Annotated in this window: 13 protein-coding genes; 10 read left to right on the top strand and 3 right to left on the bottom strand. The window is 70.0% G+C overall.

Annotation, left to right across the window (positions count from 1 at the left end):
- Positions 1-54: 54 nt before the first annotated feature.
- Positions 55-4,020: an SGNH/GDSL hydrolase family protein gene (locus ACFVXE_RS00430; protein ID WP_389667689.1), complete on the bottom strand. Its 3,966-nt coding sequence runs from the start codon at positions 4,018-4,020 to the stop codon at positions 55-57.
- Between the two features lie 1,452 nt (positions 4,021-5,472).
- On the opposite strand from ACFVXE_RS00430, the gene ACFVXE_RS00435 reads away from it, so the two are divergent.
- The 4 genes from ACFVXE_RS00435 (at position 5,473) to ACFVXE_RS00450 (ending at position 8,582) form a co-directional block, all read left to right on the top strand.
- Positions 5,473-6,843 (top strand): cytochrome P450, encoded by a 1,371-nt coding sequence (locus ACFVXE_RS00435; protein ID WP_389667691.1) that lies wholly within the window; start codon positions 5,473-5,475, stop codon positions 6,841-6,843.
- A gap of 163 nt (positions 6,844-7,006) precedes the next feature.
- Positions 7,007-7,405, top strand: coding sequence for a DUF6221 family protein (locus tag ACFVXE_RS00440; RefSeq protein WP_389667693.1), 399 nt, complete (start codon positions 7,007-7,009; stop codon positions 7,403-7,405).
- Positions 7,406-7,588: 183 nt separating this feature from the next.
- On the top strand, positions 7,589-7,831 hold the full coding sequence (locus tag ACFVXE_RS00445) for a hypothetical protein (RefSeq protein ID WP_389667695.1): 243 nt from the start codon (positions 7,589-7,591) through the stop codon (positions 7,829-7,831).
- Between the two features lie 199 nt (positions 7,832-8,030).
- Entirely contained in the window at positions 8,031-8,582 is a 552-nt protein-coding gene (locus tag ACFVXE_RS00450; RefSeq protein ID WP_389667697.1) for a DUF4232 domain-containing protein, read from the top strand.
- A gap of 75 nt (positions 8,583-8,657) precedes the next feature.
- Here ACFVXE_RS00450 and yicI read toward each other — a convergent pair whose 3' ends face one another.
- Together yicI and ACFVXE_RS00460 are read right to left on the bottom strand one after the other, a co-directional pair.
- Positions 8,658-10,937: an alpha-xylosidase gene (yicI, locus tag ACFVXE_RS00455; protein WP_389667699.1), complete on the bottom strand. Its 2,280-nt coding sequence runs from the start codon at positions 10,935-10,937 to the stop codon at positions 8,658-8,660.
- 61 nt (positions 10,938-10,998) lie between these two features.
- Positions 10,999-13,875, bottom strand: coding sequence for a glycoside hydrolase family 3 C-terminal domain-containing protein (locus ACFVXE_RS00460; protein WP_389667700.1), 2,877 nt, complete (start codon positions 13,873-13,875; stop codon positions 10,999-11,001).
- A 569-nt stretch (positions 13,876-14,444) separates the two neighbouring features.
- Between ACFVXE_RS00460 and ACFVXE_RS00465 the strand changes: the two genes are divergently transcribed.
- The 6 genes from ACFVXE_RS00465 to ACFVXE_RS00490 all read left to right on the top strand — a co-directional run bounded on the left by ACFVXE_RS00465 (position 14,445) and on the right by ACFVXE_RS00490 (position 24,822).
- The gene (locus ACFVXE_RS00465) at positions 14,445-16,049 is read left to right on the top strand and encodes an extracellular solute-binding protein (protein WP_389668072.1); all 1,605 of its coding nucleotides are present in this window, start codon (positions 14,445-14,447) and stop codon (positions 16,047-16,049) included.
- Between the two features lie 100 nt (positions 16,050-16,149).
- Entirely contained in the window at positions 16,150-17,232 is a 1,083-nt protein-coding gene (locus ACFVXE_RS00470) for an ABC transporter permease (RefSeq protein ID WP_389667702.1), read from the top strand.
- Positions 17,229-18,212, top strand: a complete 984-nt coding sequence (locus ACFVXE_RS00475; RefSeq protein WP_389667704.1) for a carbohydrate ABC transporter permease — start codon at positions 17,229-17,231, stop codon at positions 18,210-18,212. The genes ACFVXE_RS00470 and ACFVXE_RS00475 overlap by 4 nt, the downstream gene beginning before the upstream one ends.
- Positions 18,213-18,278: 66 nt before the next feature.
- Entirely contained in the window at positions 18,279-20,546 is a 2,268-nt protein-coding gene (locus ACFVXE_RS00480) for a 1,4-beta-glucanase (RefSeq protein ID WP_389667706.1), read from the top strand.
- A 14-nt stretch (positions 20,547-20,560) separates the two neighbouring features.
- The gene (locus tag ACFVXE_RS00485; protein ID WP_389668074.1) at positions 20,561-22,537 is read left to right on the top strand and encodes a beta-galactosidase; all 1,977 of its coding nucleotides are present in this window, start codon (positions 20,561-20,563) and stop codon (positions 22,535-22,537) included.
- On the top strand, positions 22,534-24,822 hold the full coding sequence (locus ACFVXE_RS00490; protein ID WP_389667708.1) for a glycoside hydrolase N-terminal domain-containing protein: 2,289 nt from the start codon (positions 22,534-22,536) through the stop codon (positions 24,820-24,822). The genes ACFVXE_RS00485 and ACFVXE_RS00490 overlap by 4 nt, the downstream gene beginning before the upstream one ends.
- The last annotated feature ends 38 nt before the right edge of the window (positions 24,823-24,860 follow it).

The raw sequence follows: 24,860 nt of genomic DNA on the forward strand, positions 1-24,860 counted from the left end.
GGGGGCGCCCCGGCGTGCGTGGGACGCCCCCGGTCTCATGGATGGTGGAGCACACTACTGCGCGAGAGCGTCCTCGAACGCCTCGGCGTAGTGGGCCGTCCCGGAGACCTTCGGGTGGAAGGACTTCATGGACGGCTGGGGCGGAGTCGCGTCCGCCTTGGCGTAACCGCTCAGGACGATGCCGTTGACGGTCTCCGTGTCCCCGCAGACCGCCTCCCCCGCGAATGCCTCACGCGGGTCGGCGAAGACGGCGTAGGAACCCGTGTCCGTGACCGCCCCCTTCATCTCCTCCGCCAGATTGTCGGCCATTTCGTTCAGCCAGGGTCCTTCTTCGGTGCCGATGCCGGTCGCACCCGCACACTGACCGTCCTTCTCGAACAGCCTCGGATATCCCATGAGGACGATCTTTGCGTTCTGGGCCTTGGCGTGGATGGCCTGCAATGTCTTCACCAGCCGCGGCCGGACCGTGTCGTGGGCCCACACCGGAGCCCAGTCCTTGAGGGCAGGCGTCTTGCCTCCGGTCTCCTCGCCGGTGTCCGGGTCACGCTCGTTGATCGAGGAGTTCGGGCAGGCACCGAGCAGTTCCGTGATGCATTTCTTGATGATGTCGGCGAACTGCATGTCGTTCCCGCCGATCGACAGGGAGACGAGAGTCGTGTTCTGGTCCAGATATCCCTGATCTATCTGCGGCAGCTCCCCGCCCTTGGGGATGTTGAGGATGTTGAAGTGGCGGGCGCCGGAGCAGGCGATGAAGCTGTACTCCTGACGTGTGCTCCACGAGTCGGCCAGGTCTCCCGTCGACTGGGTCTCCCCCGGGAGAACCGCACGGCGGGACCATGCGTGCCAGGAGCGGTGACAGTCGTCCCTGACCTTGTCACCCCCGACCTTGCTGACGTAGTCCGACTCGGGGAAGTAGTCGTCGCCGCCCGGGTCCGAGGCGCCCTCACCCGAACTGTACGAGTCGCCCATGGCGACCTCGATGTTCTTGGGCTTGCCCGGAAGCGGTTGGAAGGCGACGGCGTCCCAGGCGACGTCCTCGTCCCCTGTGCCGTCGGGGGTGGCGTTGGTGAGGGTGACCTGGGGGGTGCCGGTGAAGTGGAAGGCGCCGATACTGACCCAGCGGTTCGCTCGCTGTTCGACGATCCGGGTCTTGGAGGTGCTGTCGGAACCACTCACCACATAGGCGGCCTGCCGGGTGTGCGCCCCCGTGTCGGGCACGTGCACCATGACACGCGCCCAGGAGACGCTCTTCTCCAGCGTCCAGGTGCCCGTGACGGTCATCAGTCCGCTCGGACCGCCCAGGTGGGCGGTGTCACGGGTGTGGGCGTACCAGAAGTGGCCGTCGAAGCCGCCGCCGACCTGGGCCAGATCGGCCTTGCCCTCGTACGGGCCCAGGCCGGGCCCGGTAGCGGAGGGGTCGGGGTTGAAGGTGAACTGGAAACTTCCGGAGTCGGTGCCGGTGTTGCCGCATGAGCTGTAGGTGTCCGTCTGGTCGGGCATGGAGTGCACGATCAGCGAGTCCGGGGGCGTACTGACCTCGTTCGCGCAGGTGGGCGTGCCGTTCTGCAGCCGGGTGCCGCGCCCCGGTTCCGAGACCAGTGACTCGTACTTGATGTTCTCGTTACCGCACGTCGTGGCGCAGTCGGCCTTCCACGTCACGTTCGCCTCGTGCCACCAGTACTGCGTGTAGCACTCCTCGGTGGGACAGTCCGGAGGGTTGGAGGTGTCACAGTTGTTGTGCGTGTTGCAGAAGGTGTCCAGTGGCGGCTTGATCGCGGTGCGCGCCTCGACCGTGGTCCACCACGCCGGACGGAAACCGGCCGAGGAGTAGCCGGAGTCGCCCGGCCAGTCCTGGCGGCCGGATGTGGCGTAGGAGAAGCCGGTGTCGATGGACCAGGCGGCCCAGCCCATCACCTTCTCCTCGTACGGCCAGTACTGCGGGTGGGAGGCGTCCCAGGGCCAGTTCTCCGGGTCCGCGTTCATGTCCATGAAGGGGTCGCGGTCCGCCGGGTAGATCGGGTTGGCGGGGTTGTTGTACCAGCCCAGACCCCAGTTGCCGTTCGTCCCCTCCTCGGAGCGAGGGTTGAAGCCGAGGTTGTAGTTCCACAGAGCGGCGAACCAGTTCTCGACGCGAGAGGGGTCGTCGTTGTTGACGGTGATCGTCTGCCCCGACTCATGAACCTCGTTCCACTTGTCGGCGAGGATGTAGAGGGAGGCGGCGACGTTCACCGAGTAGTCCAGGGCGACGGCACGCTGCTTGGCCGGGGGCAGAGCCGTCTCGCCCTCCTTCTCGAAGCCTGCGAGCCGCATGCCGTCGGTGACCTGCCCCACGCCGTACCCACAGTCGGACAGGTTCCAGTGGATCTTCCAGTAGCCGGCGGGTTCGGTGCCCTCGTGCCCGTAGAAGCCGGCGTAGGAGGCCAGGGGGTTACCCATCTGGCCGGGGATCGAGCCCGGCTCGGCCTGCCAGAGGTTGGACTCCTGCGCCATCACTCCCAGCAGCACGTTGGCGGGTATGCGGCCGCCGCCGGTCAACGAGGGGCGGGGGAAGAGGCCTTGCGGGTCGACGGTTCCCAGCCCCGCCTGGTCGCGCCAGCCGCCCTGGGTGATGTACTGCGAGCGGAGTTCGCCGCGCACCGCCATGTCGACAGCCCACTCGACCTGATTCGGTGTCGGCTGCAGGGCCTGGGACTTGACGTCGTTGCGGGGTACGGAGCACCAGCGGTCGGTGTCGACCGGGTCGTGCGCCGAGGGCGCGGCGGTGACGGTACCGGCGCGGGGCGCCACCGCCGGGACTGCGGCGTCCGTCAATGCGGGCGAGAATGTCCCGTTGCCGCTGGCCGCGCTGATGCTCTCCACGGTCTGGGTGATCTTCTTCCCAGTGGTGGTGGCGGTGGAGGTCACCGTGACCGGCTGATCCGGGTCCTCGGTGTCCGGCGCGCCTGCCGAGCCGGCTTCCGGACCGGGGTCGGCGTTCTTGAAGTTCTTGCCCGCGTCCTTGATCCGGCTCAGGCCACGGCGGACGCCGGGTGTGAGGACCGGTTCGACGGCCAGGCGGCCCAACGTCGAGACGTCACGATCCGCGGGTGCGTCCAGACGGGTGACGCCTGTGCTCTCCGTGTGCGCGCTCGTGGGCTTGCCGGTGAGGAACACCCGTCCCTCGGTGCCCTGGTGCAGGCTGAGGTCGCCGAGCTTGCCGGAGGCGATCACGGACGGTTCGCCGCTCCCGCGCCACAGCTTGGCGTGTGCGCCGGAGTCACCCTTGCGGTCGACGAAGGCGATCTGCCCGCGCGAGGTGGGCCGGATGTCGAACGGCGTGCTGTCGGCGGAGGCGAGGGTCGTCACCTTGCCGGTCCTGCCGACGTGGACCAGGTCGCGCCCGCGTCCGCCGATCGCGCCGTCCTGAACCGGCACCGCGCTGGTGACCTCACCCGCTGTCGCGGACGAACCGGTCTGCTTTCCGGCCGTATCGACCGTCACGATGCGCGTCTGCATCTTCTTCGGGTCGTTCATCCCGCGGTAGGCGGTGAACGCGGCCGTGTGGGTGCGCGTGTTGCAGGACGGGTCGAAGTAGGCGAGCGATGCCGTGAACGGCAGCTTCACCACTTTGCCGGTACCGGTGTTGACGATGGCGGCGAACGCGCCGCCCTGCATCAGGTCGGGCTTGTTGGTGAAGGCTCGTGGCGCGTACACGGCAGCGATGTGATCGGCGTCCATGACGCACTGGTTGCCGATCCACGAGTCCGCGGGCACGCCCGGCTCCGCCAGCGTGGCCACACTCTTCCACGCGTACGCCTTCGCGCTGTCCGCGACCAGGATGTCCAGACCGCCGGTGTCTGCCGCAGCGGTGACGGCACGGTCCGGAGAGGTCTTCCAGCCCTTGCCGAACTTTGTGTCCGGATCCGTGACCCGGCCGGGCGACTGCGCCGCGGGGCCACTGCTGCTGGGGCTCGGCTTCGGGGCCGCGGTGACGGGACTGGCCTGCAGAAGGCCACCGGCCAGCGCGGTACAGGCGGCCACCGCGATGGGTAAGTACGTTCTTCTTCTGGCTGTTCTGGATCTCAAGAGAGTTGTTTCCCGACTTCCTTGGAGGGACACCCCGCGCCCGGTCGGTGCACGGAGCCGACCCGTTGACTGCCGGCCACACCGACGCACCGGCGAGGTCAACGGGAGATGTGAGGCGTTCGGCGAGCACTGCGGCGCCGAACGGACCGGGCCGCCGGGCCCGGTGGACGGGATCTGGAGAGGACGGAGGCATGGCGGCTACGCCTGTGGCAGTTGACGCATCACAGGCGGTCACCCGACCCCGGGTGACCGCGGTTCAGTCGCCGAGCAAGCAATGGTCTGGTGCCGCCCGGGGCGGGGGCAGCGCCCCGGCCCACCCCTGCGCGATGGGATCAGGGCACCCACGCCGCCCGACAGGACGCGTTCATGACAACTGTGAACGCGCACCCAGGATGGAGTCATCAGGCATCGGCCGACGCGTCAGGAGCTGACGGACCCATGTCCGCAGAGGCGGCCGGCACCATTGCGGCCGGAGCGGAAGTCACCGCTCCCGGCGACGGCACAACTACCGAAAACGCTTTTCACGTCGAACATGGTTCCCCCTGCGACTGATTCCCGCTTTTCCTGGCCGTGGCGCCAGACCTCCAGGCGCTCACCGCAAGGGAGACATGGAGGCTAGGGAACAGTAGCCACACCTTTCCCAGCGGTCACCCATGCCCCTAAACGGAACTTTGAGTACCGCGCACCATGCGTAATCGATCCGGCGTTGGGCGACCTCTAGATGTGTCTAAATACACCTACGCGCAATGGAGTCCTCCGTCGTGCAAGTGACGCTAGGTACGGGGAATGTGAGGTACGTCATACATCAACTCCCCACACCTGCCGCCTTGTTGCTCGAATCCGTCGACACCCTCGCCTCCACCGGCGACACCCTCGGACGGGGATGCGAACACGGTCATGGGCGTCGCGGCCTCCGTTCGGAACCGCTCAGGGCTCCGCCGCAGCCGCGAATCGGAAACCTTGCCGGCCACGTCACCCACCGGCCCGGGAGACGAATCGACCCGGGGGTCGCAATTCACTGTGCAGCTCCACCGCAGGCAGCAGGTGACTTTGCTGGAGCCTTCCCCGGTGGCCACATCTCTCCGCACGGGCCCAGGATCACCGGCCGAACTCCTTTTCCCTTGTCGGACTTGCTCCACGGTCAGAGAAATGAACGGATCACGAAAGTCCCGCTACCACCCATTCCCCCGGCAACCCATTTCGCTCCGTCTCCCGGTCCGGTGGCGCCCGGGAGCCGCTCCACTGCGCCGCCGCGCCGCAGGCGCTCCCGTAACGTGAACCGGACAGTCTCGTCAACTCGACTGCCCCACAAGGCCGACGGGTATCCCGGCCCAGCCGGCACCCAGGAGTCCAGCCATGTCGCCGCGCACCGGACGCCGGTGCGCCAGCAGGGAGCGGAGACCCTTCATGTCCACGGAAACCGGTCCGGCCGTCGATGCCGAGCCGCACGGCCACCTACCCGTACCGGGCCCGAAAGGGCTGCCGTTCCTCGGAAATCTTCCGCAGTTCGGGAAGGACCCGCTGGCGTTCTTCGAGCGGCTTCGCGGATGCGGCGACATGGTGCGCTGGCAGTTCGGACCCAACCCCTGTGTGTTTCTGGCAGATCCGGAGTGCATAGGCGAACTTCTGACCGAGACGGAGCGGACCTTCGACCAGCCGGCGCTGGGCATCGCGTTCCGTACCGTGATGGGCAACGGCGTGGTGGTCGCACGGGGGACGGACTGGCGGCGGAAGCGGTCGCTGGTGCAGCCGTCGGTACGGCCGAAGCAGGTGCGGTCGTACGCGGCGACGATGGCGGGCAGCGCGGTGGACCTGGCGGACACCTGGTCCGGAGGTGACCGCATCGACATCAAGCGGGAGATGGCCGCCCTCACCCAGAAGATCGCCGTCCGCACGATCTTCGGGGTGGACACCCCGGCGGACGCCGAAGCGATGGGCCGGGCGATGGACGTCGCCCAGCAGGAGATCGGCAAGGAGTTCAGCGGCATCGGCGCCCTGCTCCCCGACTGGGTGCCGACGCCCGGCCGGACCAGGATCAGAAAGGCCGCAGCGGTCATCGACGCCGAGGTGGGCAGGGTCGCGGCCCGCCATCGCGGCGGTGACGGTGAGCGTCCCGATCTGCTGAGCAGGCTGCTGACGGCGGTGGACGAGACCGGCGCGCACCTCACGGACGAGGAGATCCGCGACGAGACCGTCACCCTGTACATCGGCGGTCACGAGACGACCAGTTCCACCCTGGTGTGGGCGTGGTACCTGCTGTCGCGCAATCCGGGGGCGCGCGCGGCGCTCGCCGAGGAACTGGACCGCGTCCTGGAAGGCGGCCGGGAACCGGAGTTCGACGACTACGCGCGACTCACGTACACCCAGGCGGTCGTCAAGGAGACGCTGCGGCTCTACCCGACGATCTGGCTGGTGACCGGTGTCGCGAAGGAGGGGGCGCGGATCGGCGGGGTGGACATGCCCGAGGGCACGAGGGTGTGGAGCAGCCAGTGGGCGACCCACCGCGACGAGCGGTGGTTCCCGGAGCCGGAGGCGTTCCGCCCGGAGCGCTGGGACGCCGAACACGGCGACGACATCGCGGAGTACGCGTGGTTCCCGTTCGGCGGCGGGCCCCGCGCCTGCCTCGGTACGCGGTTCGCGATGGTCGAGGCGGTGCTGGTCCTGGCGGTGCTCGGGCGCCGGTTCGAACTGGACGTGGACCCGGGGGACGTCAACCCCGTACCGACACTGACTCTTCAGCCGGACCGGGAGGTGCTGGCGACGGTGCGGGCCCGGTAGCACGGCAGGCAGCCCTGTCCGGATGGCGGAACGCGCCCGGACGCGATGTGTCCTCGCCTTCCGCCGTACGGCATCCTCGTGCTGAACGACCAGCCCGGCCCCGGAGCGGCAAGTGACCTTGCCACTCCGGGGCCGTACCCGACGGTGGAGGATGCGGAACCCGATGACTGACAACTCCGACATGGTGGCCTTCGTCCGGGCGCGCCTGACCGAGGAGGAACAGGTCGCGCGAGCAGCCGGCGGCGAGCGATGGCGGTGCCCGGCCGAGGCACCGGGCGAGATCCACGACCGGACCGGCGCCATCGCGTTCACGCTGCGCACGCACGGCTACGACGATCACATCGCCCTGCAGGATCCCGCGCGCACGCTGCGTCGCATCGAGACGAGCAGGGTTCTCCTGGACGAGTACGAGGAGGTGGCCGCCCTGGACACCGACCGTCCTCAGCAGGACTTCACCTCCGGCCGCGCGGTCGGGCTCGGATTCGTCGTCAGACAGATGGCGGCGGAGGACGCCGGCCATCCCGACTACCAGGCGAAGTGGCTGCCACGCTTCACCCGTTGACGGACCCCGCGTACAGCACGGCGGGCAGCCGGACGGCTGTGCCCCGGCCGTCCGATGACGCATGGCACCGCGAGCGGATCACGCAGGCCGCGGCACGCCAATGTACGGGTGAATCGGGGCGTGTCGCAGGGGCGGTCGATTTGCTGGGCGAGCCAGCTCCTCCCCTCGTCGAAGGAAGCATTCATGCGCATCCGCACTGCTCTCACCGTGCCCGCTGTCGCCATCGTCGCCCTCCTGGGCATGGCCGGCACCGCCGCCGCCGACGGTGACGTCGGCAACGGAAACGGTGACGGCACGACCGCCACGCAGACGATCAGCGGCAACAGCATCGCCGATTCGGCCTTCCTCGGCCACAGCTTCCAGGTCGGCAACAACAGCGGCATCCAGCAGACCCCGGTGACGATCACCTTCGCCGCCATCGACTGACCGGGTGCGGGGCGCGCTCGCGTGCCCCGCTCTCCGCTTCTCCCCGCCGCACCGGCAGAAGGTTCATATCCGTCACGATGGGCAGGTCGCAACCGGACGGCAGATACTGATCTGGTCCGTCCGCACCAGCTCCGCGCAAGGGCGGACGACCGGCCACCCTGCCGCGATCACAGGCCGTCGAGCATCCGGGAGAGACACCATGCGACTCCGCTCCACCCTCGCTTCCGCGTTCACCGTCCCGGTCGCCGCCGCCTCCGCCCTGGTGCTCGTCGCGACCGGCGCAGCCGCCGCCGGCACAGCGCCCTCCGCACGCGCGGTGGCCTCCCGTCCCGGCGTGTGCCCGGAGAAGTTCCTCCGCCTGCAGGCCGCGCCCGGCGGCCGGCCGAACGTGGTGCGCATCGGCGTCACCAACCGCGGGAGCCGGAGCTGCGTCGTCGACCGGATCCCGTCGATCACCTTCAGGGGGCTGGACGGCTCCGCCCAGGCCGTGCCGCCCGCGCAGAGCGCCCCCTATCTCCTCCCGAGCGGCGAGCGGGCGTACGCCGCGCTCCGCACCGCCGATCCGGCGGGTACCGAGGGGCATGTGGTCGGCAGTCTGAGTGTGGCCGCCGACCCGTCGCACTACGGGGTCACGTTCGGCGCGGCCTCCGTGGGCATGGCCCGCGGGATCCGTGTCTGGGAGCCGGTCACCACGCTCTGGCAGCGGTCCGCAGCCGCCGCCGACGCCGCGCTGGCCCGCGGCACGCGCTGACCCTCCGGACAGTGGCACCGCCCGGCAGCGCGTGGTAGCGGGCTGCCGGGCGGGATCGTGAGCCGCGGACGGCGGTCAGACCGGCGCCACCGTCACCGTGCCCGTCCCCTCCGCCGTCGCCCCGGTCTCCTCCAGCACCACCCGGTACGGCCGGTCCGTCCCGTCGGCCGTCACCCGCACCGCGCCCCCGTCACGTGTCACGTGGAAGGTCGCCGCCGGGATGCCCGCCAGGTCCACCACCGTGACCTGCGTCCCGGCCGCCGGCCCGGCCGGTCCGAACACCCGCAGGGTCGCTCCGTCCAGCCAGTCGCCGTCGGGACGCCGCTCGTCCGCGCCCCAGGGGATCACCGCGCCGGGCCTGACCAGGACCGGCAGGCTGTCGAAGCCGTGCGTCTCGTGGCGCCAGACCGGACCGGTGACCGTCTCCCCGGTCAGCAGATGGGTCCAGGTGCCTTCGGGGACGTAGTACTCGACCTGGCCGTCCTCCGTGAAGACCGGGGCGACCAGGAGGTCCGGGCCGAGCATGTACTGGCGGTCCAGCATCCGGGTCGTGGGGTCACCGGGGAACTCCAGCAGCATCGGGCGCATCATCGGGATGCCCGTGCGGTGGGCCTCGGCGGCGGCCCCGTACAGGTACGGCATCAGACGGTGCTTGAGGAGCGTGAACTTCCGGGCCACGTCCACCGCCTCTTCGCCGAACGCCCACGGCACGCGGTAGGACACGTTGCCGTGCAGGCGGCTGTGTGAGGAGAGCAGGCCGAAGGCGAGCCACCGCTTGAAGACCGCCGGGTCGGGTGTGCCTTCGAAGCCGCCGATGTCGTGGCTCCAGAAGCCGAACCCGGACAGGGACAGGGAGAGACCGCCGCGCAGCGACTCGGCCATTGCGGTGAAGGAGGCGAAGCAGTCGCCGCCCCAGTGGACCGGGAACTGCTGGCCGCCCGCCGTCGCCGAGCGGGCGAAGAGCACCGCCTCGCCGTGCCCGCGCTCCTTCTCCAGCAGTTCGAAGACCGTGCGGTTGTAGATCTGCGCGTAGTAGTTGTGCATCCGCTCCGGGTCGGAGCCGTCGTGCCAGACGACGTCGGTCGGCACCCGTTCGCCGAAGTCCGTCTTGAAGCAGTCCACACCCTGATCGAGGAGGACCCGCAGCTTGGCGTTGTACCACTCCCGGGCGGCCGGGTTGGTGAAGTCGACAAGAGCCATGCCGGGCTGCCACAGGTCCCACTGCCAGATGTCGCCGTTCGGCCGGCGCACCAGATATCCGTGCTCGGCGCCCTCCGCGAACAGGGGTGACTTCTGGGCGATGTACGGGTTGATCCACATGCTGATGCGCAGGCCGCGTTCCTTGAGCCTGGCCAGCATGGCCTCCGGGTCCGGGAAGACGTCCGGGTCCCACTGGAAGTCGGACCACTGGTACTCGCGCATCCAGAAGCAGTCGAAGTGGAAGACCGAGAGGGGGATGTCGCGTTCGGCCATGCCGTCGACGAACGCGGTGACGGTCTCCTCGTCGTACGAGGTGCAGAACGACGTGGTCAGCCAGAGGCCGAAGGACCAGGCGGGCGGGAGCGCGGGACGGCCGGTCAGTGCGGTGTAGCGGGTGAGCACCTCCTTCGGTGTCGGTCCGGCGACGATGTAGTACTCCAGCGACTGGTCCTCGACGCTGAACTGCACCTGGCCGACCGATTCCGAGCCGATCTCGAACGACACCTTGCCGGGGTGGTTGACGAAGACGCCGTACCCGCGCGAGGAGAGGTAGAACGGGATGTTCTTGTACGCCTGCTCGCTGCTGGTGCCGCCGTCCGCCTGCCAGATGTCGACGGTCTGGCCGTTCTTCACGTACGGGGTGAAGCGCTCGCCGAGCCCGTAGACGTTCTCCCCTACCTCCAGGCCGAGTTGGGCGACCATGTGGTGCGCACCGTCAGGGGTGGTGGCGAAGGCGGCGCCCTTGGTGCCGGTGCCGGTGAGACGGCGGCCCCCGGCGTCGAGGAAGGTCATGCCCCACGGTCCGTCGCCGTCCATGCGCAGGGTCAGCGGGCCGCTGGTCAGTTCGGTGACGGCGCCGTCCCGGCGGGTGCCGGCGCCGACGGCCGCGGAGTCGGCGCCGGTGAGCTCGAAGTCCGGTCCGTGGTGGGCCTTTCCGGCGTGATGGGTGATGCGTACGCCGATGACGCCTTCCGCCGGGGAGAAGCAGTCCACGGTGATCAGCGGGGTGTTGAGGGTGTCGCCGCGCTGGGCGACATGCTTGACCGCCGCGTAGGCGGTGAACCGGTCGGCGTCGACACGCAGGTCGCGGATCTCGGTGGCGTAACTGGCGCGGACGCCCTCACGCATGAGCCAGAAGCCGTCGGTGAACTTCATGCGGACTCCTTGCCGGGGACAACTGGACTGTGAGTGAAGGTGGTTCGGCGGGCGGATGCGGTCACCGGCCGTCTCCGGCGAAGGAGAGTGCGGCGAGACGCACGGTCCCGCGCAGGGTGACGCGCACGTCCTGGACGCCGGAGGCGGTCAGTGGGGCGCAGCACGTGCGGTAGTCGTAGCGCCCTTCGGTGGCGGGGACGCCGATGACCGCCGTGCGGCCGTCGACGGTTATCTCCACGGAGCCCTCCCCGGCCGCGGAGGCCGTGACGGTACGGATGCCGTCCGCGAAGTCGCAGCGCTGGAAGAGGAGTTCGTTCCCCGGCCCGGTGGCGGTCACGGCGTCGCCGTCCGTCCTGGTGCGGTCGACGATCTCGGTTGCGCGCTGCTCGTCGTAGTCGGCGGCCTCCAGGCCCCGGCGCAGGACGGGGCGCGGACCGGGCCGTTCGCCGTCGACGGTGACAGCGGCGGTGAGTCTGATGTCGGAACTGGAGGCCCCGGCCCCGACCTCGTACGGACCGGGCTCGACGGTCAAGCGGCCGTGCGCCACATCCCAGTGGCCGAGCTCGATCACCGGGATTTCGAAGTCGACGCGCCGCCCCGCGCCCGGCGCGAGGTGCAGCCGCCGGTGTCCGACGAGCTGCCGCAGCGGCCGGACGACGGACGGCGAGACCGCCCGTACGTAGAGCTGGGCGACCTCGTCGGCGGCGACTTCGCCGGTGTTGCTGACGGTCAGCGAGACCCGGAGCAGGTCCCCGTCGATCTCGGCGGTCAGTGCCGAGTACGTGAAGGCCGCGTACGACAGGCCGTGACCGAACGGGTACAGCGGCGTCCCCTCGTAGTACAGGTACGTCTGCCGGGACCCGATGATGTCGTAGTCCAGCAGGCCGGGCAGCTCCGCGTCGGAGGTGTACCAGGTCTGCGGGAGCCTGCCCGCCGGGGAGACGTCGCCGGAAAGGATCCGGGCGAGCGCGGTTCCGGCGGCCTGGCCGCCGTGCGCCGTCCAGAGCAGGGCGGGCAGTGCGGCCTGGGCCTCGGCGAGTGCGTACGGGTAGGCGGAGGTGACGGCGAGGACAGTACGTGGGTTCGCGGTATGCGCGGCGCGCCACAGCCGCTCCTGGTGGGCGGGGAGGTCGAGGGTGGTGCGGTCCTCGGTCTCACGGCCGTTGATGTGTGCGTCGTTGCCGACCACCACGATCACCGTGTCCGCGGCGGCGGCGGCGCGTGCCACGGCGTCCTCCCCGCGGGCGGTCACCTCGATCTCGAAGACGGTGGCGGCGTCCGCCGCGGCGCTGCGGGAAATCTCCTCGTCCTGACCGGCAACCTTTACGCCGTCGGCGGCAACAGAGACATGCCTACCCGTTCCGATGTGCAGAAGGCGGTGACCTCCGGCGTGCTCCTCCGCCTCCTCCCACCGGAATGTCTCCTGCACGATCCAGCCGCCCGGCTCGTCCGCGGACGCGCGCACGTAGCCGTCGTCGGCGACCGAGAGATAGCGGCCTGCGGGGTCCCGCAGAGTGATCACGCCATCGCCCCAGTCGACGAGCGCCAGCTCGGACGGGGTGTCGCCGCAGGTCAGCGGCGGCAGGTCGGTGCGTCCCGCCAGAAGGGCCGGGTCGAGGGCACCCTCGGCGCCGCGCCCGGCGTCGTCGCCGTGCTCGGTCTCGGGGATCCGCAGCCAGCCGTCGGCGCACTTCAGACGGACCAGGTCGGCGCCCTCGGCGAAGGTGACCCGGTCCGCGCCGAACCGGGCCCGGAGCCCGTCGAGCGGCGTGGAGCGGTGGATCAGCGTGCCGCTGTACCAGTCGAGCTTGCAGGAGTCCGCGAGCAGCCCGACGACGGCGACCGTTCCACCCGCCCCGGGGTCGAGCGGCAGCAGTCCGTCGTTCTTCAGCAGGACGACCGCCTGTTCGGCGGCCTCCTGGGCGAGCGCCCGGTGCTCGGCCGTGTCGAACGCCGCGATGTTCGCGTACGGGTCGAGCCCGGGATCGAATTCCCCGAGCGAGCAGCGCAGTTCGAGCAGCCGACGGACCGCGGTGTCGATGTCGCGCTCGTCGAGGAGCCCTTGTTCCAGCGCGCGGCGGATGCGTCCGGTCATGACGGTGGAGTCCTGACCGTGGTCGGTGAAACTGTCGACCCCCGCCTTCAGCGCGGCGGCCGTGGCCTCCTCATGGGTGTCGAAGTAGTGCTCGGAGTCGACCAGGTTGGACGGCGCCCCGGCGTCCGAGCAGACCACGAGCGGCCGGTCGGTCCAGCTCCGCAGCTGCTGGGCCAGGAGCGGCGAGACGTGGTTGGGCCGCCCGTTGACCAGGTTGTACGCGGGCATGACGCCGGCCACCGCACCCGCCTGCACGGCGCCGCGGAACGCCCGGAGGTCGTATTCGTGCAGGACCCTGGGGCGGACCGACGAGGAGGAGGTGTCGCGGTCGGTCTCGTTGTTGTGGGCGAGCCAGTGCTTGAGCACGGGGGCGGTCCGCCAGTACTGCGGGTGGTCGCCGCGCAGTCCCCGGGTGTAGGCGACGGCGATGGCGGAGGTGAGCGCGGCGTCCTCCGCGTATCCCTCCTCGCCGCGCCCCCAGAGCGGATGGCGCAGCAGATTCACCGTGGGGGCCCAGACGTTGAGGCCGACCCGGTCATCCTTGGCCCGCTTGGCCCGGACTTCGTTGCCGACGGCCTCACCGACCCGGCGTACCAGGTCGTCGTTCCAGGTGGCTCCCAATCCGACGGCCTGCGGGAAGACGGTCGCGGGACCCATCCAGGCGACACCGTGCAGGGCCTCCTGTCCGGTACGGAAGGCGCCGAGCCCGAGCCGGTCCACCGCGGGCGCGAACTGGTGCAGCATCGCGATCCGCTCGTCGAGGGTCAGCCGCCCGACCAGGTCGTCGACGCGCCGGGTGAAGGGCAGCTCCGGGTCGCGGAAGGGCTCTGGTTGTTCCGTCACGTGCGGGTCCCCTTGGAAAGGTGGGAGGTCTTCCGGGTGTCCGTGCCGGGAATGTGCCGGCCGGGCCGCGAAGGATCCGCCCAGTCCTCGGAAGATCTTTCGAAGCGCTTCGATGCTCTGTGCCCAACCCGGCAGGTGTCAAGGGCACACCTTCGCCATTCGCCCACAACAAAGCCCTGCGGCGCGGGGAAACGGTTCGGAAACAGGTCGGAGGAATCTGGAAACGGACTCTTGTGCGGCCGGGGCGCTTCACTTAACCTCGCTGCAACATCGAAGCGCTTCGACGCACCGCCGACCGCACTTCGATGGAGTGCCTGCCGCCTTTGACTTCCCAGGACGGTGACACGTTCTGCCACCTCCTTGTTGAACCGCTTCACCTCGGCCGGTTCGGCCGGTTCCTCCGGCCCGCCCGGCTCAGCCAGTAACGCCCCACCTCAGACACAGGAGCCGAACGGCGGTCGCCCGCCGTGTGTCGTCCTGGTGCGCCTCGAAGGGTTGACGCAATGACGCCGAATTCCTCCCCCGCCTCCACCGCTCCGAGCCGGAGAAGCTTCCTCGCTTCCAGCGCCGTGGCCGCGGTCGCCGTGGCCGGCGGAGTACCGCTGCTCGCCGCGTGCGGCGGCGGCTCCGGATCCGGGAGCAAGGAGGGCACGACGACGGGCAAGGCGCTCAAGAAGGTCCTGCCGAACTACATACCGTCGAACCTGGTCCAGCCCGACGTGGCAAGCGTCAACGGATCGAGCCCCGGCTTCACCAAGTTGCCCGACCCGCTGGCCACCTCGGTGAAGTCGGTACCGGGCAAGGGCTCCTCCTTCCGGATCATGACCCCGCTGTGGGGCACCGTCCCGAAGAAGGACAACCCGTACTACACGGCCGTGAACAAGGCGGTCGGCGCGACGCTCAACTTCGACCCGCAGGACGGCAACACGTACCAGGACAAGATCGGCGCGGTCCTGGCCGGTTCCGATCTCCCGGACGTCATGACCATCCCCGGCTGGAACATGCAGGGCCAGATCCGCAACGCGATCACCGCCAAGTTCGCCGACCTGAGTCCGTACCTGGCCGGTGACGTGATCAAGAAGTACCCGAACCTGGCGAACATCCCGACCGGCGCCTGGCAGTACTCCGTCTTCGGCGGCAAGCTCCGCGGTCTGCCCATGCCGCAGCCGATCCTCGGCAACGCGATCTTCTACCGCAAGGACCTGGTCGGCTCGGGGGCCGTGCCCGCGAGCGCCGACGACCTGCTGGCCTTCGGCAAGGAGTACACCGACGCGAAGAAGAAGGTCTGGGCCTTCGACGACCTGTGGACCTGCATCCAGAAGATATTCGGCCTTCTTCCCGACGCTCCGCACTACTGGAAGCTGGAGAACGGCAAGCTCGTCCACAAGATCGAGACGCAGGAGTACCGCGAGGCGCTCGCCTTCGCCCGCAAGCTCCACGACGGCGGGTACGTCCACCCGGACGCCGAAGCCGGCAAGGACGCCGACTCCAAGATCCGCTTCACCGGCGGCCATGTCCTCATGTACAACGACGGCACCGGTGGCTGGAAGGGCATGGTCACCGAGCAGGCCACCGCCAACCCGAAGTTCGACATGCAGGCGCTGGACTTCTTCGACCAGGACGGCGGTAAGCCGGTCCTGTGGCAGGACGACCCGGCCGGCATCTTCACCTTCCTCAGCAAGACGCTGCCGAAGGCGAAGATCGAGGAATTCCTCGGCATCGCCGACTACGCCGCGGCGCCGTACGGCACCAAGGAGTTCATGCTCACCAACTACGGTGTGCAGGACACCCATTACACGGTCAAGGACGGGGTGCCGACCTTCACCCCGCAGGGCATCCAGGAGGCCCAGCCCTCCACGTTCCTGTTCCTGGCCTCACCCCCGCACACCATCGCCTTCCCGGACGAGCCGCAGCTGGTGAAGGACTACGCCGGCTGGATGGCCCGCCAGGCCCCGTTCATCAAGAAGCCGCTCTTCTTCGGCATGCAGATCGTCGAACCGCAGCGGTACGCCTCCCTGTACACGCCCTTCGACGACCTGCAGAAGGACATCCGGCGCGGCCGCAAGAAGGTCGGGGACGTCGACGCCGCGGTGACGACGTGGAAGAACAGCGGCGGCGACAAGCTGCGCGACTGGTACCAGGAAATTCTCGACAAGAACGGCTCCGGCAACTGACCCGTACGGCGGGACCGAACCGTACGGACGACAGCGAGACGGCCGCCGGGCGCAGAGTGCCCGGCGGCCAGGGCGGAGAGCACGACATGGGGAGCACACGGTGAAGCCAAGGGCCACGGTTGCGGCCGGGACGGATCTCGCGGCCGACGCGACGGGCCCGGCCGGCGGCGGGAGCAGCGACGGCGGGAAGAGCGCGGGCGACGACGGCGGAAGGAGCGCCGGCGGCCGGAGAAGCGCACGCCGGGCCGGGACCACGCCACCGGCCGGCGGCATCACCTGGCGGCTGCGTCTGCGCCGGGACCGCACGCTCGTCCTGATGACGCTGCCCGCCATCGCCCTGCTGCTGATCTTCAACTACATCCCGCTGCTCGGGAACATCGTGGCCTTCCAGGACTACGACGTGTACGACCTGGGCATCACCGGCAGCCCCTTCGTCGGCTTCGACAACTTCGCCCGGATCTTCGAGGACTACCGTTTCTGGCAAGTCCTGATCAACACGTTGGTCATCTTCCTGACCCAGCTGCTCCTCTTCTTCCCCATCCCGATAGCCGTCGCCCTGCTGCTCAACACGATCATGAGCGCACGGGTACGGGCCTGGGTCCAGGCCGTCGTCTATCTGCCGCACTTCTTCTCATGGGTGCTCGTCGTCACCGTCTTCCAGCAGATGTTCGGCGGGGCCGGCCTCGTCGCGCAGTGGATGCGCGAACACGGGCACGAGGGCTTCGACCTGATGACCAATGCGAGCTTCTTCAAGTTCCTGGTCACCGCCCAGGCCGTATGGAAGGACGCGGGCTGGGGCATCATCGTGTTCCTCGCCGCGCTCGCCGCGGTCAACACCGATCTGTACGAGGCCGCGGCCGTGGACGGGGCGGGGCGCTGGCACCGCATGTGGCACGTCACCCTGCCCGCGCTGCGCCCGGTCATCGCACTGCTGCTCGTCCTGCGGGTCGGCGGTGCGCTCAATCTCGACTTCGAGCAGATCCTGCTCCAGCGCGACCAGGTCGGTCCGGGCGCCTCCGAAATCCTCGACACCTACATCTGGTGGACGGGCATCAAGACCGGTGACTTCGGCTACGCGGCCGCCGCCGGAATCTTCAAGGGGCTGTTCAGCGTCGCCATGGTGCTGGGTGCCAACAAGGTCGCCCACATGCTGGGCGAACAGGGGGTGTACTCCAAGAAATGACGACTCTTCTGGAAACGGACGCGCAGCGGGACCGCACGGAGCAGCCCTCGGTGGAACCCGAGGAGTCACCGCTCCGGCGTGCACTGCGGATCGAACCCCGCCCCGTGTGGGAGGAGGAGCCGACCAGGACCGGACTCGCCTTCAAGGGCTTCGGTCTCGTGGCGATCTGCGCGGTCGTCCTCGTGCCCCTGTGGGTGGTGATCGTCACCAGTCTCTCCGACACCAGGACGATCAACGACGCCGGAGGTCTCGTCGTCTGGCCGAGGACCGTCACCTTCGTCGCGTACAAGGAACTGCTCGGCGGCGGCGCGGTCACCCGGGCCGCTCTGGTCAGCGTCGGCCTGACCCTCGTGGGTACGGCCTTCAGCATGGTGATCTCGGTGCTCTGTGCCTACGGGCTGAGCCGGCGGGACTCCTTCGCGCACGGCAAGCTGCTGATGACGCTGATGGCGACGATGTTCTTCGGCGCCGGACTCATCCCGACCTATCTGCTGGTCACCGGCATCGGCCTGAGCAACAGCTACTGGTCGATGATCCTGCCGAGCGCGATCAGCGTCTTCAACATCCTGGTGCTGCGCGGCTTCTTCATGGACACCGCGCCCGAACTGATCGACGCGGCCCGCATCGACGGCGCCGGCGAGTGGCGGATCCTGCTGCAGATCATCATGCCGCTGTCCCGTGCGGTGATCGCGGTGATCTCGCTCTTCTACGCGGTCGGCTACTGGAGCCAGTGGTTCAACGCGATGCTGTACATCCAGGACAGCGAGAAGTACCCGTTGCAGATGATCCTGCGCCAGCTCGTCCTGCAGCACCAGGTTCCGCCGGGTGCCATGGGCGCGGCCGTCAGCAGCGGGCAGATCAACAGCCTCGCCGTGCAGATGGCGGTCATGGTGCTGGCCCTGATCCCGGTCGCGGTGCTGTCGCCGTTCGTCCAGAAGCACTTCCAGAAGGGCATGCTGACGGGCGCCGTGAAGGGCTGATCAGCGGCACCCGCCCCGTTCCGCACCGCACTCCTCCTCCCTTTCCTCCACCGGAAGGTCTTCGCCATGCGCGCATCCTCCGCGCCCACGCCCAGTCGTCGCACCGTACTGGCGGGAGCGGCCGTCGCGGCTGCGGCCGTCGCGCTGCCGGTCGCGGCGCCCGCCGATGCCCATGCCGCGGGCCGGCGAGGAGCTCAGGATGCCGAGCCCCACCGCTGGCGCACGGCGGCGATCGGGGGCACGGGGTTTGTCACCGGACTGCTGTTCCACCCGTCCGTCAGGGGTCTGGCATACGCCCGTACCGACATCGGCGGCGCCTACCGGTGGGACGACAGGCAGTCCCGCTGGACCGCGCTCACCGATCAGCTGGGCTGGGACGACTGGAATCTGCTCGGGGTCGAGGCCCTGGCCGTCGATCCGGCCCATCCGGACCGGCTGTATCTCGCGCTCGGGACCTACGCCCAGTCGTGGGCGGGGCCGGGTGCGGTGCTCCGGTCCGAGGACCGGGGGGCGACCTGGGCGCGTACGGATCTGACGGTACGGCTCGGGGCCAACGAGGACGGCAGGGGGGCGGGCGAGCGGCTCCTCGTCGACCCGCGTGACAGCGAGACCCTCTGGCTCGGCACCCGCCACGACGGTCTGCTGCGGTCCACGGACCGGGGCGTCACCTGGGCGGCCGATGCCGGCTTCCCCGCCACGGCGTCGGCGAGCGGGCAGGGCGTCATGTTCCTGGTCGCCGCGGGCCGGACGGTGTACGCGGGCTGGGGCGACGGCCCCACGGCTCTTCACCGCACGGACGGCTCCGGCGGCTGGGAGACGGTGCCCGGGCAGCCGTCCGGCGACGCCGCGGCGTCGAGGACACCGATCCGGGCTGCGTACGACGCGAACTCCCATTCGCTGTACGTGACCTACGCGGACGCCCCCGGGCCCAACGGGCAGTCCGACGGCTCGGTGCACCGGCTCGACACCGTCACCGGCACCTGGTCGGACGTCACTCCGGTGGCGCCGGACTCCGGCTCCGGGGACGGCTTCGGATACGGCGGGGTCGCCGTCGACGCCCGCCGCGCCGGGACCGTGGTGGTCACCACCAACAACCGCTGGGCGCAGGTGGACACCCTGTTCCGTTCCACGGACGGCGGCGCCACCTGGACCTCCCTCAAGGACACGGCGGTCCTCGACGTCTCGGAGACCCCGTACCTGCGCTGGGGCGGGGACGCGGCGAAGTTCGGCTGGTGGATCCAGGCGGTCGCCGTCGATCCCTACGACTCGCGGCACATCGTGTTCGGCACGGGCGCCACCGTCTTCGGCACCCGCGACCTCGTCCACTGGGCGCCCCGGATCCGCGGCCTGGAGGAGTCCGCGGTGAAGTTCCTGATCGCGCCGCCGACACCTGACGCCCAACTCCTCAGCGGGCTCGGCGACATCGGCGTGATGTACCACGAGTCGCTGACCGCGTCCCCGTCGCGCGGCATGGCGTCGAACCCGGTCTTCGGTACCGCAACCGGTCTGGCACTGGCGGCCCTCAAGCCCTCCTACGTCGTACGGACGGGGTGGCCGTCCGGCTCGGCCGCGGCCGGCGCGTACTCCACCGACGGCGGCAGCACCTGGCAGCCGTTCGCCGCGCAGCCGGAGATCGCCGCCTCGGCCCCGGGGCCCGTCGCGGCCGGTGCGGACGGGGCGACGCTGCTCTGGTCGTTCATCCACTGGGACGGTACGAAGTACCCGGCGCACCGGTCCACGGACAACGGCGCGACCTGGGCCGAGGTCGCCACCTTCCCCAAGGGCGGGACGCCCGTCGCCGATCCGCTGGACCCGCAGCGCTTCTATGTGTACGACACGGACACCGGCACGGTGTTCCGCTCCACCGACTCCGGTGCGACCTTCACCCGCGGCGCGACCGGACTCCCCTCCGGTGATGTGCAGTTCAAGCTGGCTGCCGCGCCCGGCCGCACAGGTGACCTGTGGCTGTCGGCCAAGGACAACGGACTCCTCCGGTCGACGGACGGCGGAGTGACCTTCGCAGCGGTCGAGGGCTGCCAGGCCTCGCACGCCCTGGGGTTCGGCGCTGCCGCGCCGGCCGGGAAGGCGGGGTCCGGCCGCCGTCAGGCCCGTGCCGGCTACCCCGCGGTCTTCCAGACCGGACGGGTCTCCGCCACGTTCGACGGTGTGGCGGTGCTGCGTTCGGACGACGCGGGCGCCACCTGGGTCCGCATCAACGACGACAGCCACCAGTGGGGCTGGACCGGCGAGGTGATCACCGGCGACCCGCGGGTCCACGGCCGCGTCTATCTCGGCACCAACGGCCGCGGCATCCAGTACGCAGACCCGCGATGAGGAACGAGAACCCCATGCCGTCCCTGCGCGACGCAGCACGTGGCCGCATTCTCTTCGGCGGCGACTACAACCCGGAACAGTGGCCCGAGGAGGTGTGGGAGGACGACGTACGGCTGATGAAGGAGGCCGGGGTCAATTCCGTCACCCTCGGGGTGTTCTCCTGGGCGCGGATCGAACCGCGGCCAGGGGCCCGCGAGTTCGGTTGGCTGGACCGGGTGATGGATCTGATGCACACCCATGGCATCGGCGTGGTGCTCGCCACACCGACCGCGTCCCCGCCACCGTGGATGGGGGCGAGGCATCCCGAGACGCTGCCGCGCACCGAGGACGGGTCGGTCGTCTGGTACGGATCACGGCAGCACTTCTGTGCGAGTTCACCCGTCTACCGGCGTTACGCGGCGGCCGTCACCGAGGACCTGGCCGCGCGGTACGCCGGGCATCCGGCGCTCACCGTGTGGCACATCAACAACGAGTACTGCACGCACTGCTGGTGCGACGAGACGGCCGCGCACTTCCGTCGGTGGCTGGAGAGCCGCTACGGCACCGTAGAGGCGCTCAACGAGGCGTGGGGAACGGCGTTCTGGAGTCAGCGCTACGACGCCTGGACGGAGGTCGTGCCGCCGCGCAAGGCGCAGTACATGAGGAACCCGGCGCAGGAGCTGGACTTCAAGCGGTTCACGTCCGATGCCCTGATGGAGTGCTATGCGGCCGAGCGCGACATCGTCGTCCGGCACACCCCGCACATCCCGGTGACCACGAACTTCATGCCCCTGTGGTCGGGGCAGGACGCCTGGGCGTGGTCGGCGCAGGAGGACATCGTCTCGGTCGATGTCTATCCGGACCCGAAGGACCCGCAGGGTGGCCAGTACAACGCGATGCTCGCCGACATGACCCGCTCGCAGGCCGGCGGGGCGTGGATGCTGATGGAACAGGCCGCGGGCCCGGTGAACTGGCGGGGGGTCAATCACCCCAAACCGGCCGGCCTGAACCGGCTGTGGTCACTGCAGTCGGTCGCGCGCGGCGCCGACGCCGTCTGCTACTTCCAGTGGCGGCAGTCACGGCAGGGCTCGGAGAAGTTCCATTCCGGGATGCTCACCCATGCGGGCGAGCACGGCCGTACCTTCCGGGAGGTGAAGCAGCTCGGCGCGGAACTCGCCACGATCGGGGCGGCGGTGAGCGGGGCTGCGGTGCCCGCCGAAGTGGCGGTCCTGCACGACTGGGACGCCTGGTGGGCGAGCGGGCAGGAGGGGCGGCCGTCTGCTCTCCTCGACTACACGGAAGTCGTACGGAGCTGGCACAGAGCTCTGTGGGAGACCGGGACCGCGACCGAATTTGCCCGCCCTGACAGTGATTTGAGCCGCTTCCGGATGGTGGCCGTCCCACAGCTGTATCTGCTGTCGGACGCCGCGATCGACAACCTCGTCGCCTATGTGCGCGGTGGCGGAACGCTCGTCTGCGGCTTCTTCAGCGGAGTCGCGGACGTGGACGACCGGATCAGGCCCGGAGGCATGGACGAACGGCTGCGCGAGCTGTTCGGCATCCGTACGCTCCACGAATGGTGGCCGCTCGACGCGGACACCACGGTGGAGTGCGACGGCTTCCGGGGCGGCCTCTGGTCGGAGGAGCTGGAGACGGAACCCGGTGCGGAGATCCTCTCCGCATACCGGGGCGGCGAACTGGACGGGCTGCCCGCCGTGGTGCGCAAGGACCGCGCGTACTACGTGTCGACACTGCCCGAACCGGACGCACTGCGCGCGCTGCTCGGCAAGGTGGCGACCCGGGCGGGGGCGGGTCCGGTCCTGGCCGGGCTGCCCGAGGGCGTGGAAGCGGTCCACCGCGGTGAACTGCTGTTCCTGCTGCACCACGGCCGCGGCGGTGTCACCGTGCCGGTCCCCGGCAAGCGGGTGGATCTGCTGACCGGGACGGAGTTCGACGGCAGTGTGGAGTTGGGCCGTTACGGCGTGGCCGTGCTGCGGGACCTCACACCATGAGCGGAGGCGGCCGGGCCGGGGCCCGGGGGTGTGACGGTACGTGGGAGCCGCGCCCCGCGGAGCGCTGGGAGGACGCCTTCCTCAGCGGCAACGGCCGGCACGGCGCCATGGTGTACGGAGATCCGGTGGACGACCGGGTCATCGTCAACCACCATGCGCTGGTCCGCCCCAACGGCAGCGAGCACACCCGCCCACCCCTGCTCGCCGACGGACTGGGCAGCCTCCAGGACGCGCTCCTCGCCGGGGACATCACAGCGGCGGAGGAGTTCGGGGCGGGCAACCCGCTGGTGTGGGTGCAGCCTTTCCACCCCGCGTTCCAGACCCGGATCCGCCGCGCTCCGGCGCCGGTCGCCCGGCCCGGCGGCGTGACGCGGTACCGCCGCACCGTCGACTTCACCACCGGGGAGATCGGCGCGTCGCACGAGGACTGGCGGAGCCGGGTCTTCGTCTCGCGGGCCGACGACGTCGTCGTCCAGTACGTCACCTGCTTCGGGCTCACGGCGGATCTGACGCTGGACCACGCGCTGCCCGGTGCGCCACCGAACCTCGCCATCAGCCGCAGCACCGTACTGACGTCCGACGGCGCCCGGTTGGCGCTGCACGTGGGCTACCCGGACAGCGATCTGGGCTACACCGGTGTGACCGCGGTCCGGGCGGACGGCGGCACCGTGACGGTGTCCGGCGAGGGCATCCGGATCGCAGGGGCGAGAAGCCTGCTCCTGCTGACCCGGGTGCGGCGCCATGCGGGCGGCCCGGACCTCGCCGGGGACTGGGCCGCGCTGCCGCGCGCCGACTTCGACGCGCTGCTCGCCCGGCATCAGCCGCTGCACCGCACCGCGTACGAACGTGCCACGCTCACCCTCCACACCGATCCCGAGGAACGCGCTCTGCCAGGGAGCGAGTTGGTCCGCCGGACCGGGAGTCCGACCCTCCTCGAACGACTGTTCGCAGCCGGCCGCTACCATCTGCTGTCGGCCTCCGGAGTGCTCCCGCCGCGGCTGACCGGGCTGTGGACGGGCGACTGGGACACCGCGTGGTCCGGCGCGTTCACCACCAACGCCAACCTCAATCTCCAGATCGCCTCGGCCGCCGCAACCGCGCTGCCCGAGGTCTCGGAGGCCCACGCGTCCCTGGTGTACGGCCAGTTGGCCGACTGGCGGGACAATGCCCGGGCGATCTTCGGCGCCCGGGGGATCGTGGCACCGTCCCACACCGACGGCGAGTCGGGCCACACCCGCCACTTCCAGCGTGCCTATCCACTGCACCTCTGGACGGCCGGCGCGCACTGGCTGCTGCAACCGCTCCTCGAACATGCCGGGGCCTGCGGGGTCACCGACCCGCGCCTGGCCGGCGCGCTCATCGAAGTGGCCGATTTCTACACGGACTTCCTGACCCGCAGCACCCCGGACGGGGCCCTGGCCTTCGTCCCCTCGTACTCCCCGGAGAACCGGCCCGCCAATGCGAGCTGGGGAACGGTCAACGCCACGATGGACCTCGCCGCGGCCCGGCACGCCCTGACCACCGCGGCCGAACTCTCCCCCGGGCACCCGGACGCCGCACGCTGGCGCACCCTCGCCGACCGGCTGCCGCCCTACCTCGTGAACGAGGACGGGGCGCTCACCGAATGGGCATGGCCGGGCCTGCGGGAGACGTACGACCACCGCCACCTCAGCCACCTCTACCCGGTGTGGCCGCTGACCGCGATCAACCCGTACGACACCCCGGAACTGGCGGTCGCAGCGCACCGCGCACTGGAACTGCGCGGCTCGGAGAACGACTCGGCCCACGGCCATCTGCACCACGCACTGGTCGCGGCCCGGCTCCGGGACGGCGCACGGGCCGCCGGCGCGCTGAACGCCGTACTGACGGGCGACTTCTTCCACGACTCACTGATGAGCTCCCACTACCCGTCCCGCGACGTCTACAACGCGGACGCGGCCCATGCGCTGCCCGCGGCCGTCGTCGAGATGCTCGTCCAGTCGGCACCCGGCCGGCTGGTCCTGCTGCCTGCGCCACCCGCCGCGTTGCCGGCAGGCGAACTGCGGGGCGTACAGACCTGGTTCGGTGCCGGCGTGGACCTGACCTGGTCCGGCGACGGTCATGCGACAGCGGTGCTGCACCCCACCCGGGACGCCCGCATCGATGTGCGTACCGGCGACGGCTTCGCGCTCGACGGAACCCCGGGGGCAGAGGCCGCCCCCACCGAGAACTCCGCCGGAACTCCCGTCGCACTGCTGGACCTGACGGCCGGCGTGGACCGCGTGCTCACTCTGGGACCGCGGTAGCACCTCCCCCCACCCGAATCCCCCCACCATGGAAGGGA

Source organism: Streptomyces sp. NPDC058231 (genome assembly GCF_042882275.1).
Taxonomy (GTDB): Bacteria; Actinomycetota; Actinomycetes; order Streptomycetales; family Streptomycetaceae; genus Streptomyces.